Origin of the sequence: Polynucleobacter sp. AP-Nino-20-G2 (genome assembly GCF_018688235.1) — a bacterium.
Lineage (GTDB): Bacteria > Pseudomonadota > Gammaproteobacteria > Burkholderiales > Burkholderiaceae > Polynucleobacter.
In genome coordinates, this window is sequence record NZ_CP061313.1 from 1,110,341 (window position 1) to 1,123,638 (window position 13,298).

Consider the following 13,298-nt stretch of genomic DNA (forward strand, 5'->3'; position numbering starts at 1 on the left):
CCAAACGAAGGATAAATTTGACCTATCTCAAGCTCGATAAGACCTTCTCTAGGCGCTTTAGGGACATTGGGGTCGGTGTTTTTAGCTCCTGAGCGTATAAAGCTACCCGCAACTCCTCAAGCTGCCAACGAAAATCCTGCAAACCCTGATCCTCTGCCATGGCGTAAGACCCTGAACTTCTATTGCCCTGGACCAATTTCTGCCATGGCCTAGCAACAGACTCCCAATCCTTTTGGCATTGCGCATCCCTAGCGGGATTGGCTCTCAGCTTATCGATTCGTAGTGCGACTGCTTTGAGATAACGCGGCAAATGCACTAACTGCGCGTAGGGAATGTCAGAAACAAATTTAGCAAAAATAAGCCCCTGGACTTGGGCTTGAATATCCGCATACGCACTTGGTGAGGCCGCTTTGGCCTGAGCCATCTTTTTCTGAAGCTCTGTATTTGCCTGTAACGCTGCTAATGTATGCTTTGAGATTTCTTGGGCAATTAAAGCTAACCGAGGCTTCCCGGCTTGCAAGCGCTCGGCAAATTGCCCTGCATTGACTGGCAATGGATCATTTAAAAAGGCGCGCTCTACAGCCAGATTCAGAATTTGCTCGATGAGACCTTCTACCGATCCCACATTGATAAAGAGCAAACCTAATTCACGAATGCCAGGCAATTGTTTTTGTAAGGCCTTGAGCGTGTCCTTATTGGATAAAGCAAACAAGCGACGCAAACCTTGCCAATGATGTTTTCTAGCCTCTACCAAATCATCAAATACTTCTAAGTCGCAAAAGTCAGTTCTATCGACTAGCGCAGGATATCCAAAGAGTGTGCGATTGCCCTTTTGGATCTCGAGGGTTTCTGGTAACTCGCCGAACTCCCAACTACGATAGCCACCCTGCTCTACCGTTCTTGCAGAGCTGGAGTTGGGCTGCTTGGCAGTTTGATTTGTAGCTGCTGGCTGAGCTGGCTCTACACCCAGCTCCTCTTGCGCTGCTTGCTGCGCGATTGCCTGAAAAGCGGTTCTGGCGGTCTGCCCATACTCAGCGCGCAAACGAGTTAAATTACGCTCAAGCTCCAATTGGCGTCCATGCTCATCTACCAAACGGAAGTTCATTGATGAATGTAATGGTAAAGACTCCGGTCTAAAGTCAGTGCGCTTGATTTCCAGGCCGCGCTCTTTCCGAATATCCGTAATTAAACTGTCCAGAAAGTCTCCGACACCAAAACGCTTCTCATCTAACACGCGCTCTAAGAATGACTTGGCATATTCAGGCAATGGCACGCAATGACGCCGCAGTTTTTGTGGGAGAGATTTGAGTAGCAACTGGACCTTCTCTTCACACATCCCTGGAACTAGCCATTCACAACGACGACCATCCACTTGATTTAACAGCGTCAATGGAACGACCAAGGTGACACCATCTTTAGGGTTGCCAGGCTCAAAGTGATAGGTCAAGCTGAGTTCACCGCCACCCACTACCATCTTCTTGGGATAACGATCCACCGTGATGCCGGCAGCTTCGTGCCGCATCAGATCGGCTTTGGATAAACGCAACTGAGCATCGTTATTCACCGCCTGACCATCCACATCCTTGGCAGGACGCTTGAGCCAGGCTTTCAATCCTTCTCTACTCAGAACATCTTGAGGAATGCGCGAATCGTAAAACGCAAATAGCAAATCATCATCCACCAATACATCAGGGCGACGTGAGCGATGCTCTAGCGCTTCAATTTCTTTGATGAGTCTGCGGTTATGCCAAAAGAATTCAAACATACCGGGATACTTTTTGCGGGCATCTGCCTCAGCCTCTCGCATCAAGGCTGGTGTATCCATCCGACCAAACATCTCTTCTTGGACCAAGGCTTGCTTGATAAAGAGTTCGCGCGCTTCTGCGGGATTATGAGCCTCGAACCGAACCTTGCGCCCTTGATAAATCGGCAGACCATACAAGGTGCCGCGCTCAAAAGCCATGACCTCGCCTTGACGACTATCCCAGACCGGATCACTGAGAGACTTAATCAGTCGGTGGGCGGCGACTCGCTCCACCCATTGCGGCTCGATCTTCGCAATCGTGCGCGCATACATCCGATTGGTTTCTTGTAACTCTCCGGCAAGGATCCAGGCGCCAGCCTTTTTACCTATAGTTGAGCCCGGCCAAATGAAGGGGCGAATCCCACGTGCTCCGATATAGCCACCCGTCTTGCTACCGCGCTCTTGAGATTTTTCATCTTCTTCTTTTTTAGCGACATACCCCAATAAGCCGGTCAATAAGGAAAGGTGCACTTGCTCATAAGTGGCGGCTAAGGCATTTTCTTTCCAGCCCTTTTCACCGAGCATGGTGTGCAACTGTCCATGGACATCGCGCCATTCTCGCAGGCGCCTTGGAGATAAAAACTTACTACGGCACAGATTCTCTAACTGACGATTACTGTGTTTATGTGTCAGCGCATCTTGATACCAATCCCATAACTTCACAAAGCTGAGGAATTCAGAACGCTCATCAGCAAACTGTAAATGGGCCTGATCTGCCGCGGCAGCCTGATCCATTGGTCGCTCACGGGGGTCTTGTGTTGCTAGTGCGGAAGCGATGATAGTGACTTCTCGCAATGCATTTTGTTCTTTAGCGGCAAGCAACATACGGCCAATCCGCGGATCCAAGGGCAGATCGGCTAGCTGCTTACCAATTGGGGTGAGCTTGAAGCTATTGTTGATGTCCTTGTTATCCCCTGCCGCAGCATCGTCATAAGCAATAGCACCCAACTCATCTAGAAGCTGGACGCCATCGGCAATAGCGCGACCAAGGGGCTTATCGATAAAAGGAAATTCTTGAATCTTTGGCAGTCGCAAGGCGCTCATGCGCAATAGCACCGCCGCTAATGAACTGCGCAGAATTTCTGGGTCGGTAAATTTAGCGCGCGCCAAGTAATCTTGCTCGCTATATAAACGAATGCAAATACCGTCAGATACACGACCGCAACGTCCTGCCCGCTGATTGGCAGCAGCCTGGGAAATAGGCTCAATTTGAAGTTGCTCAACCTTATTGCGGTACGAATAGCGCTTGACCCTAGCCAAACCACTATCGACAACATAACGAATATTGGGCACGGTCAAGGAGGTCTCAGCCACGTTAGTAGTGAGAATGATGCGTCGACCATTGCCAGGATTAAAGACTCGCTCCTGCTCAGCCACTGACTGACGAGCAAACAAGCTTAATACTTCTGGGTGAAAGCGCTGCTGGAGCACGTGATCTTTTCTTAAGGCTTCTGCGCAATCCCGAATCTCTCGCTCACCCGGCAAAAATACCAACACATCTCCAGCGCCAGATGCGCCCTCTCTCCAGACGTTGGCAATGGCCTCTGCAACCGCCTCCGGAATTTCTTTTGCTTCCTTAGATTCTTTTTTGCCATCGGGTTTTGCATCGGGCTCCAACGGTGCATAGCGTTGCTCCACAGGGAATAACCTCCCGCTGACCTCAATGACCGGGGCAACTTTGCCACCAATCGCAAAATGCTCAGAAAAGCGTTTGGCATCAATCGTGGCGGAAGTAATGATGAGTTTGAGATCTGGGCGCTTGGGTAGCAGCTGTCGCAGATAGCCCAATAGGAAGTCAATGTTCAGACTGCGCTCGTGGGCCTCATCAATAATTAAGGTGTCATAGGCGCGTAATTGAGGGTCTCGTTGGGTCTCGGCCAACAAAATGCCGTCAGTCATCAACTTCACTGAGGCGCCCCGGCTCGTTTTATCGGCAAAACGCACCTGATAACCCACATCCTGACCAATGGGAGTGCCCAGCTCCTGGGCTATGCGCTTCGCTGTGGCAGTAGCGGCAATTCGGCGTGGCTGCGTATGCCCGATGAGTCGACCGCCGTTGATGGTGCCCCTACCGAGGTCCAGGCAGATCTTTGGCAACTGGGTGGTCTTGCCCGAGCCCGTTTCACCGCACACAATCACCACTTGATGGGACTGAAAGGCATCCTTGATGATCTGGCGCTGACCAGATACCGGCAACTCCTCTGGAAAGCGAATTTCAAGACGACGCGGGGTGTTGGAAGCGGGCACAGTTACATGCCCTGCTTTGGGTTTTTGTTGGTTTATAGGCTCTTGCACCCTATAATTTTCTCACTATGTCGACAAATGCACCAAACCCAGGCCCAAACGCCGAAGAATCAAGCTCTAACTTTCCTTTTGTGGGATGGTTGCGCGATGTTGCACCCTATATCCATAGCTTTCGCGAAAAGACCTTTGTCATTGCGTTTGCCGGTGAACTAGCTCAAGAAATCGGCCTCGAGAATCTGATTGAAGATATCGCCATGCTCCACGCAATGGGTATGCGGATTGTCTTAGTTCACGGTATTCGTCCGCAGATTGAAGAGCAACTGACGCTACGCAATATCAAAAGCCAATTTGGTAAAAGTTCAATGCACAGCTATCGGATCACTGACGCTGCCGCACTAGAGTGCGTCAAAGAAGCCGCCGGTGAATTGCGCCTCGATATCGAAGCGGCATTTAGCCGTGGACTTCCCAATACACCGATGGCCGGCTCACGCATCTCCGTGATCTCGGGTAACTTTATTACGGCGATGCCTGTTGGCGTAGTGGAAGGCGTTGATTACATTCACACGGGTTTAGTGCGTAAGGTCGACTCCACCTCCATCAAGCTATCGCTCGATAGCAATAAGATTGTGTTGCTATCACCCTTGGGTTTCTCCCCAACAGGACAAGCATTTAACTTAGCGTTTGAAGACGTTGCCGCCTCTACTGCTGCCGCACTCAAAGCGGATAAGCTGATTTTCTTGAGTCCATATGCAGGCCTAAAAGATGATGAGGGTGATTACATTACTGAACTGTCGTTGCCTCAGCTTCAGGAATATGTTGCCCAGCATCCGGAGTTGGATTTAGGCATGAAGGGCTTGCTCAATATCTCTGGTAGAGCGATTCGTTCCGGCGTTAGCCGTGTTCACTTCTTGCCATGCAATCAAGATGGTGCATTGCTAGAAGAGCTCTTTACCCATGATGGTATTGGCATGATGCTCGCCTCTTCCGATATTGAAAATCTCCGTGAAGCTAATCAGGATGATGTGGGTGGTATTCTGCAATTAACCAGTCCACTCGAAGAAGAAGGTATTTTGGCGGCACGTGGTCAAGATGTGATTGAGCGTGATATTCAGCGCTTCTCTGTGATTGAGCATGACCGCGTTCTATTCGGCTGCGCAGCCCTCTTCCCCTTCCCCAATGGTGTTGGCGAACTTGCCTGTCTCGCAGTTGATCCTGATGTGCAAGGCTCAGGCGATGGAGAGCGCCTATTGAAACGCATTGAGATGCGAGCCAAGCGCGAAGGCATTAAGAAGTTATTTGTTTTGACAACCAGAACAGAGCATTGGTTCTTGAAGCGCGGCTTTAAGCGCGCATCGGTTGATGACCTCCCAGAGGAAAGAAAGCAAATCTACAACTGGGATCGTAAATCAATGGTTCTCACCAAGGACCTGTAATCGAGACGCTCATTTAGAGTTTTGATATTGGTATATTTTTTGCACTTGCAATAAAACGTATTTGAAAGGTATTACATATGGCACGCATGGTTCAATGCATCAAACTAAATAAAGAAGCTGAGGGAATGGACTTTGCACCACTTCCGGGCGAACTTGGCAAAAAGATTTGGAATCAAGTCTCTAAAGAAGCTTGGGCTGCTTGGTTAAAGCAACAAACGATGTTGATTAATGAAAATCGACTCAATATGGCTGATCCACGCGCTCGCCAGTATCTTCTCAAGCAAGTAGAAAAATACTTCTTTGAGGGCGGTGCAGACATGGCTCAGGGATATGTTCCGCCAGCGGAGTAAATTTTTTTAGATTTGCTTGACGACCTCAAAAGAGGAGCATAGGATGAAGCTGTAGTTGATCAGAGTCTGTGATGAGCTACATTGGCGAAAGCCGATCCTCATAAGTCTATCTATAGGCTTATTGGGCACTAGGAACTCAATCTCTTCCTTTTGCCTTCGCCGTGATTGACACGGCAAACAAACTCGATGGGTTAACTTAGTTGCCCGTCGAGTTTTTTTATTAGAACGAGACCCTACTCACCCCTGACGCGTTGCTGACGAGCAAAATATCGGCCTTCTCTTTCGCAAATAGGCCAACGGTAATCACTCCAGCAATTTGATTGATCTGAGCCTCCAATGCTAAGGGGTTCTGAATCCTCAAACCAGCGATATCCAAAATCCAGCCACCGTTATCCGTCACAAAAGGTTGGCTTGGGGTTTGACCCAAATCCGCCCTAGTGTCTTTAGCCATTCTCAAGGAGACTTTGCCGCCCAACTTCTCCAGTTCTTGCGTCACAACGCTCTTGGCCAAGGGAATAATCTCTACCGGCAAGGCAAAGTTGCCCAAGACGGGCACTTGTTTTGAAGAGTCACAAATACAAATGAATTGCTTAGACATGGAAGCAATGATCTTTTCGCGAGTTAAAGCTCCGCCACCGCCCTTAATCATGTGGCCAGCAGGGTCAATCTCATCCGCGCCATCCACATAAGCTGGCAAGGCACTCACCTCGTTGGGATCCAAGACCTTAAAACCATGCTTTAACAAGCGCTCGGTTGTGGCATTGGAGCTCGATACCGTTCCGGCAAAATGATCCTTGTGGGGCGCTAAAGCATCAATGAAGCAATTGGCGGTTGAGCCAGTGCCTACCCCCAAAACCTGGCCAGCGGGTAATTTGAGAACTTCGTCTCGCGCCGCTTCGCCTACTAACTGCTTGAGTTGATCTTGATTCATGATGCCGTCTAATGCCTTATTCATGCTGGAATACCGTTATTGATCCATCTATCATATGATATTCAATGCCTTTACAGATTAATTGACAGAGATTCCTATGACGTCCAGCCTTTCCGCCCTCAGCCAACTCAAGAAACTCACTACTGTTGTAGCCGATACAGGTGACTTTGAGCGCATGCAGGAATATCAGCCTCAGGATGCCACAACCAACCCCTCTCTAATTCTGAAAGCGGCCCAACAGCCTAACTATCAAGCCATGGTAAATCAGGTCAAGGCTGCACATCCCGGTATGAAAGCCGCGGACTTGGTTGACTACATTCTGGTTGCCTTTGGTTTGGAGATCTTAAAAATTGTCCCGGGCCGGGTTTCGACTGAAGTGGATGCTCGACTCTCATTTGATACGCCAGGAACCATTCAAAAAGCGAAACATCTCATTGCCCTATACGAGTCACATGGAATTGATCGCAAGCGCGTATTAATTAAGCTTGCTGGAACCTGGGAAGGCATTCAGGCGGCAAAGGCATTGGAGGCCGAAGGCATTCATTGCAATATGACTCTGCTCTTCTCATTGGTTCAAGCGGCCGCCTGTGGTGCCGTTAATGCCAAACTCATTTCACCATTTGTGGGTCGTATTACCGATTGGTACAAAGCGAAACTTGGAGCCAACTGGAGTGATGTGAATAATGGCGGAGCAAATGATCCTGGGGTTACCTCTGTCAAGCGCATCTTCAATTACTACAAGCACTTTGGTATTACCACCGAAATTATGGGCGCCAGCTTTAGAAATACGAGTCAGATACTAGAACTCGCTGGTTGCGATTTGCTCACCATTAGCCCCGAACTCTTGGGTGAACTTCACGCGCAGACGGGATCTGTAGAGCAAAAGCTGAACGCAGCAAGCGCGATGAGCGAAAAAATCACTCCCTTAGAGTTAGATGAATCTAGCTTTAGATTGCAGCTCAATAATGATGCAATGGCAACAGAAAAATTGGCCGAGGGTATTCGGAATTTCTGCATTGATACTGAAAAGTTAGAGGCACTACTGAATAGTTAAGAAGATGCTGAGGGAAGCCTCATCACATTGGAGAAGCTAGATGATCATTCATTGTCCACATTGCTCCAAAGGAAACCGCGTACCTGCGGAGAGATTAAATCAGACTCCAGTGTGTGGGGCGTGCAAGCAAGACCTCCTTTCCCTACCCATTAATGCGACTGCAACCAATTTCCACGAGCTGATTGCACAAACCACCCTGCCGGTCATCGTAGACTTTTGGGCTCCATGGTGTGGCCCATGCAAGATGTTTGCGCCAACCTTTCAGACAAGCGCAAGCAGCAATGCCAATAAAGTCGTGTTTGTCAAAGTAGATACCGAATCTGAGCAGTCGCTGGGAGCGCAATTTAATATTCGCTCTATCCCTACCTTGGCAGGATTTAAGAATGGCAAGGAAGTGCACCGCATTAGCGGTGCTTTGCCACCAGCACAACTCGAGCAATTTGTTCAGCAGCTAGCCAGTTGATGGGCCGCTGATTAGCCTGGGTTACTACTTTAGGATTACTTCTTGGCGGTATTGATACCTAGCAAGGTATAAGCTGGGCAATTACCAATCATTCCAGTAAGCAATGGAATGATGCCAATCCAGGCCCAAAGGCCAGTAATACCAAAACCAGCCAAGCCCATGAGCGTGACACCCACGGTCATGCGAAGTACACGATCAGTATGTCCGATATTGCATTTCATATAAGCGTCTCAGTGCGTTATTTGGGAGCCTTTGCCAGACGCTGCCTTAAGGCCTCATACAAGCATACGCCACTTGCAACTGACACATTCAAACTCTCAACAACGCCCTGCATTGGAATGCGGACCAACTCATCGCAAGTCTCGCGAGTCAGACGGCGCATGCCCTCACCCTCTGCGCCCATCACCATTCCAATTGGACCAGTGAGATCGATATCGTAAATAGACTTCTCCGCCTCATCATCGGTACCAATAAGCCAAACACCGGCATCTTGCATCTCTTTCATACTACGCACGAGATTAGTAACCGTGATCACTGGCATCACTTCAGCAGCGCCGCTCGATACTTTGCTCACGGTTGCATTAATCGATGCGGAACGGTCCTTCGGAATCACTACAGCATCGACACCAGCGCCATCAGCCACACGTAAGCAAGCGCCAAAGTTATGGGGATCGGTAACGCCATCCAATACCAAGAACATCACTTTGTTTTGATTGCTTTCAGCATCTTCAACAACCTCAGTAATAGTGCGGGCCACAGTCATCTTTTCAGCTAAAGCCACCACGCCTTGGTGACGATCGTGACCAGTCAATTTATGCAGACGCTCAGCATCAGCAGCATGAAGTCTTTCTCCCAAAGCTTCTTCTGCTTGCTTTAAGAAATCCCCCATACGGCGGTCGCGCCGACTAGGATCGAAATAAACCGACTTCAAGCTATCGGGATCTACGCGCAAGCGCGCTTGTACTGCATGAAAACCTACTAATATCTGCTTCATCTTTACTTTATCTCGTGTGTGTAATGCGACTTATTTACGGCGTGCTTTAGTGCTGCGTACCGGCGGCTTTGTTCCAGCAGGCTTACCTGCAGGCCTGCTTGGCTTGCCAGATTTGGCAACCTGACTAGCACTCCGTCCCGCTCTACTCTTAGACTGGTTAGCACCAAGATTGCCGGCAGATTTAGCTGCGTTTACATTTATGCCAGCATGCTTCTGCGGCTCCTTGCTGCCAGGTCGACTTTTCTTAGGGGATGCCTTCTTATTCGGTCTTCCAGTGTCGCTTGCCAAAATAATTTGACGGCGATTGGTTGCTCCGCCCGGCTCGACACCCACAGACTTCACGAGGCTAAATTCAATCTTGCGCGCATCCAAGTCAACACGACTAACCAAGACATGCACTCGATCACCCAAGCGATAACGAATACCCGTTCTTTCACCACGCAATTCTTGGCGAGCTTCATCATACTGGAAGTAATCGCCACCCAACTCCGTTACATGGATCATTCCTTCAACAAAGAGATTCTCTAGCTGAACAAATAAGCCAAAGGTGGCAACCCCAGTAACCGTGCCGGCATACTCTTGACCCAAATGGTCGCGCATGTAATAACACTTTAACCAAGCCTCAACATCACGAGAGGCTTCATCAGCGCGACGCTCATTCGATGAGCAATGTACGCCCAACTGACCCCAAATGGGGAGAGCGGCATTAGCGCCTTTAGGCAGTTTTGGCAAACGAGCACCCTTTGCGGCAGCATCTTTTGCATCTTGATGAGACTTCTTGGCATTGACCGCATTCTCACGACCCTTACCTTTACGTGGCAATGTGAGGTTGAGTGGAACCTTTGGTGGCAAGACAGGCACATAGGGTTTTTTAGCCAAAATCGCTTTGATAACGCGATGCGTCAAAAGATCGGGATAGCGACGAATCGGGCTAGTGAAATGTGAGTACGCTGGGTATGCCAAGCCAAAGTGACCTTCGTTATCCGGTTGATACATTGCCTGCTGCATGGCACGCAATACTACCGACTGCAACATATTGGCATCAGGACGGTCTTTGATTTCACGCATGAGCTTGGCAAAGTCTTTTGGCTTGGGCTTATCACCCCCCTCCAATGACAAACCAGAGGTGCGGAGCACCTGGCGCAAAGTGACTAACTTTTCTTCTGACGGCTCGCCGTGAACACGATACAGGCTCAGGTGTTTATTTTTATCAATAAAATCGGCGGCACATACGTTGGCCGTCAACATACATTCTTCAATAAGGCGATGAGCATCATTACGCAGGCGCGGCTCAATCCGCAAAATCTTACCGAGTTCATTGCTGATGATCTGGGTTTCGGTCGTTTCAAATTCAATCGCGCCACGCTTTTGACGTGCCTCAAGCAGAATCTTATACAGCGAATAGAGGTTAGTTAATAGCGGACGGAACTCAGCAAATCGAGTTGCTTCTGGACCTTTGCTATTAGAGAGAATCTCCCAAACAGTGTCATAGGTAAAGCGTTGCGCTGAATGCATCACCGCAGGATAGAACTGGTAAGCCAGCACTACGCCATTGTTATCCACTACCGAGTCGCACACCATGCATAAACGGTCTACGCCTGGGTTCAGAGAGCAAAGACCATTAGAGATCTTCTCAGGCAACATCGGTATTACCCTTCTCGGGAAATACACAGAGGTGGCGCGCAATAAACCTTCGTCATCGAGGGGTTGCCCCGGTTTTACATAGTGTGATACATCGGCAATTGCCACAATTAAACGCCAAGCCTTAGCCTTGCCGTACATTACAGGTTCACAATACACCGCATCATCAAAGTCGCGTGCATCAGCACCGTCGATAGTCACTAAGGGCACATCGCGTAAATCTACTCGACCCTCTAAGTCGGCTTGCTGAACGGTATCGGGAAGCGCATCGGCTTCTTTCCTGACTGCCGCTGAGAACTCATGGGGCACGCCGTACTTACGTACAGCGATTTCGATTTCCATACCAGGATCGTCAATTTCGCCAAGCACTTCAATCACACGACCGACTGCCTGACGATAGCTATCTGGATAATCAATAATTTCAACACTGACTACTTGACCTAATTTGGCATTACCCTGACCCTTGGGTGGAATCAAGATGTCATGACCAATACGCTTGTCTTCAGGAGCAACAATCAAAACACCGTTCTCATTTAAGAGACGTCCAATGACTACCTTATTGGCGTGCAACACCACATCAACAATTTGACCTTCCGGGCGACCACGGCGATCTGTACCTAATACTCTGACGCTGACTCTATCGCCATGCATGACGCGGGACATTTCTCTCTCGGAAAGAAAAATATCCTCACCGCCATCATCTGGGATGACAAATCCAAATCCATCTCGGTGCCCCTGGACCGTACCTAGACGGTCAGCCTCTCGTGGCACCAAGTTTTTTGCTTTACGCATTTAATTCCTTCGGCAATACATGCCTTATGTAACAATGATTATTCTTAATTAGGCTACTGTATCAAACCACCCGGTCTGAAGGGGAAAAGCCAAACGGGGTTGGAAAAGTCACCAAAAGGCGCATACCTTTATAATAATGGCATGCCTAGGTGGCGAAATTGGTAGACGCACCAGCTTCAGGTGCTGGCGATCGAAAGGTTGTGGGGGTTCGAATCCCTTCCTAGGCACCAAATACAGCAGCTAAGACCTATATGGGGATGAAAGTGCCTTATTTCAATAGGCGCTTAGATGCCCATAGTTCGATGCAAGATCTTAGGCTTCATCTCATCCCAGAGGCCTTCGAACTCTTCAGCCCTATCCTCAGACAGCTTTACCGGCTCAAAGAGTCCGCTAAAGAAGATCGTTTTTTTAGGGGCTAGGGTCTTTTCAAAATCCGTTAACCCTACCGGCTTATCCTCTAGATCTCGAGTTAATTCTGCCGAGCACACAATGGCCTCTTCATCATCCCTATCAATCACGGCAAATTCGATGAGTTGCTGAGACTTATCCAGGATGACCAGGGTCCCTCTGGCATAACAAACCGCTTCATGCGCCTGAACAACATAAGCCAGAAATTGCGACTCTTCATCTTTCTCCATCCTCAGATCATCGATAAAGAATAGATATTGATCACCCTCACCATTAACCAGGGTAAATACCTTAGGAATGACGCCATGGCCTAAGGCAAGATTTCGATAGTAAGAAGCGATTTCAACAGCGAGGTTTTCAGCAAAAAGGTGCATAGCAAAGAACTGAGTTAAGAATTATTCGGTACGAGTTTTAATAGACTCAATGATTTTATGAAACGCATCAGGCTGAACAGAGCTCTGGCCTTTAAAGGGCTGGTCGGTAATCACCAAAAGAGAAATTAAGGCACCAAGCGTCACTGGCAAAATTTTCAGACCCACAAAAAATGAGTCCGAAGGCAAAAACAAGGTATTGATACCAAGTAAGGCGGTCATGCAAATCAATATGACAACCCAAAATAAACTGGGGAGACGAACGGATGAGCGTTCGATGCGGGATTCCCGACTCTCGGCTACCTCTTCCGCCTTTTTAATAATGTCGGTGTACATCGCTGTTTGTCTATTGGTATGCGGCTCCAAACTCAGAAGCTTACGTGAAATTCCTCGCCAAAGCATATGTGTCTTAGGACTACCCTTGCCACCCTTCAGCAAATCCCATTCGTCATTCACGATGGAGTTCATGTACTCAAACAGTTCTTTTCGCATCGGTGCAATAGCCGGATCTCCGTAACGAACCAATAAGCGATCCAGATTATTGATTTGCCCCGCCTCTCTCGATACCAAGGACTGCACCTCTCTAAAATTGGTTTGCGCTTGATTGAGCAAGAAACCAATCAGCAAGCCGCTAAGCGTAATGATTGATCCAAATAAACTTAAGCCCAAACGAGTGCTATCTTGAGTAGGTGCAAAGAATGGAATGGACTGCAAAATTCTCGGCATAACATCTAGCAACACCACGAAGAACAGCACCAGGATGATTAATATTTGGGTATTGCTCTTTTTGTAAATCCAATCGAAAAACATGTG

The 13,298-nt window shown here is 48.6% G+C and carries 11 protein-coding genes and 1 tRNA gene; 5 read left to right on the plus strand and 7 right to left on the minus strand.

All coding sequences use genetic code 11. The annotated features are described in order from the left end of the window. Positions 1-22 precede the first annotated feature (22 nt). Positions 23-4,051 carry an ATP-dependent RNA helicase HrpA gene (gene hrpA, locus FD960_RS05795; RefSeq protein WP_215297839.1) on the minus strand — a complete coding sequence of 1,343 codons (4,029 nt, stop codon included), beginning with the start codon at positions 4,049-4,051 and terminating at the stop codon, positions 23-25. A gap of 65 nt (positions 4,052-4,116) precedes the next feature. On the opposite strand from hrpA, the gene argA reads away from it, so the two are divergent. Together argA and FD960_RS05805 are read left to right on the plus strand one after the other, a co-directional pair. Next, positions 4,117-5,481 carry an amino-acid N-acetyltransferase gene (gene argA / locus FD960_RS05800; protein WP_215297840.1) on the plus strand — a complete coding sequence of 455 codons (1,365 nt, stop codon included), beginning with the start codon at positions 4,117-4,119 and terminating at the stop codon, positions 5,479-5,481. A 77-nt stretch (positions 5,482-5,558) separates the two neighbouring features. Continuing rightward, on the plus strand, positions 5,559-5,831 hold the full coding sequence (locus tag FD960_RS05805; RefSeq protein ID WP_062308940.1) for an oxidative damage protection protein: 273 nt from the start codon (positions 5,559-5,561) through the stop codon (positions 5,829-5,831). 220 nt (positions 5,832-6,051) lie between these two features. Here FD960_RS05805 and rpiA read toward each other — a convergent pair whose 3' ends face one another. Next, positions 6,052-6,762 carry a ribose-5-phosphate isomerase RpiA gene (rpiA, locus tag FD960_RS05810; RefSeq protein ID WP_215300612.1) on the minus strand — a complete coding sequence of 237 codons (711 nt, stop codon included), beginning with the start codon at positions 6,760-6,762 and terminating at the stop codon, positions 6,052-6,054. A gap of 97 nt (positions 6,763-6,859) precedes the next feature. Between rpiA and tal the strand changes: the two genes are divergently transcribed. Together tal and trxC are read left to right on the plus strand one after the other, a co-directional pair. Then, positions 6,860-7,816: a transaldolase gene (gene tal, locus FD960_RS05815; protein WP_215297841.1), complete on the plus strand. Its 957-nt coding sequence runs from the start codon at positions 6,860-6,862 to the stop codon at positions 7,814-7,816. A 40-nt stretch (positions 7,817-7,856) separates the two neighbouring features. Next, complete coding sequence (gene trxC / locus FD960_RS05820) at positions 7,857-8,279, plus strand: thioredoxin TrxC (protein ID WP_215297842.1); 423 nt, start codon at positions 7,857-7,859, stop codon at positions 8,277-8,279. Between the two features lie 35 nt (positions 8,280-8,314). On the opposite strand, the gene FD960_RS05825 is transcribed toward trxC, so the two are convergent. From FD960_RS05825 to rnr, 3 genes are read right to left on the minus strand one after another with little or no spacing between them, the layout of a single operon-like run. After that, a complete protein-coding gene (locus tag FD960_RS05825) occupies positions 8,315-8,500 on the minus strand; it encodes a DUF2892 domain-containing protein (RefSeq protein WP_215297843.1) in 186 nt (61 codons plus the stop codon). A gap of 17 nt (positions 8,501-8,517) precedes the next feature. Further along, positions 8,518-9,273 (minus strand): 23S rRNA (guanosine(2251)-2'-O)-methyltransferase RlmB, encoded by a 756-nt coding sequence (rlmB, locus tag FD960_RS05830; RefSeq protein WP_215297844.1) that lies wholly within the window; start codon positions 9,271-9,273, stop codon positions 8,518-8,520. A 30-nt stretch (positions 9,274-9,303) separates the two neighbouring features. Further along, on the minus strand, positions 9,304-11,706 hold the full coding sequence (rnr, locus tag FD960_RS05835) for a ribonuclease R (protein ID WP_215297845.1): 2,403 nt from the start codon (positions 11,704-11,706) through the stop codon (positions 9,304-9,306). Positions 11,707-11,849: 143 nt separating this feature from the next. Here rnr and FD960_RS05840 point away from each other — a divergent pair. Then, positions 11,850-11,936: transfer RNA gene (locus FD960_RS05840), tRNA-Leu, on the plus strand. 54 nt (positions 11,937-11,990) lie between these two features. On the opposite strand, the gene FD960_RS05845 is transcribed toward FD960_RS05840, so the two are convergent. Continuing rightward, positions 11,991-12,488 (minus strand): hypothetical protein, encoded by a 498-nt coding sequence (locus FD960_RS05845; protein WP_215297846.1) that lies wholly within the window; start codon positions 12,486-12,488, stop codon positions 11,991-11,993. A gap of 21 nt (positions 12,489-12,509) precedes the next feature. Next, positions 12,510-13,295 carry a DUF4239 domain-containing protein gene (locus FD960_RS05850; protein WP_215297847.1) on the minus strand — a complete coding sequence of 262 codons (786 nt, stop codon included), beginning with the start codon at positions 13,293-13,295 and terminating at the stop codon, positions 12,510-12,512. Positions 13,296-13,298: the final 3 nt, after the last annotated feature.

Excerpts from the sequence above, each read along its gene's own strand:
- argA (WP_215297840.1), top strand. The coding sequence starts at position 4,117 with ATGTCGACAAATGCACCAAACCCAGGCCCAAACGCCGAAGAATCAAGC.
- FD960_RS05805 (WP_062308940.1), top strand. The coding sequence starts at position 5,559 with ATGGCACGCATGGTTCAATGCATCAAACTAAATAAAGAAGCTGAGGGA.
- rpiA (WP_215300612.1), bottom strand. The coding sequence starts at position 6,762 with ATGAATCAAGATCAACTCAAGCAGTTAGTAGGCGAAGCGGCGCGAGAC.
- tal (WP_215297841.1), top strand. The coding sequence starts at position 6,860 with ATGACGTCCAGCCTTTCCGCCCTCAGCCAACTCAAGAAACTCACTACT.
- trxC (WP_215297842.1), top strand. The coding sequence starts at position 7,857 with ATGATCATTCATTGTCCACATTGCTCCAAAGGAAACCGCGTACCTGCG.
- FD960_RS05825 (WP_215297843.1), bottom strand. The coding sequence starts at position 8,500 with ATGAAATGCAATATCGGACATACTGATCGTGTACTTCGCATGACCGTG.
- rlmB (WP_215297844.1), bottom strand. The coding sequence starts at position 9,273 with ATGAAGCAGATATTAGTAGGTTTTCATGCAGTACAAGCGCGCTTGCGC.
- rnr (WP_215297845.1), bottom strand. The coding sequence starts at position 11,706 with ATGCGTAAAGCAAAAAACTTGGTGCCACGAGAGGCTGACCGTCTAGGT.
- FD960_RS05845 (WP_215297846.1), bottom strand. The coding sequence starts at position 12,488 with ATGCACCTTTTTGCTGAAAACCTCGCTGTTGAAATCGCTTCTTACTAT.
- FD960_RS05850 (WP_215297847.1), bottom strand. The coding sequence starts at position 13,295 with ATGTTTTTCGATTGGATTTACAAAAAGAGCAATACCCAAATATTAATC.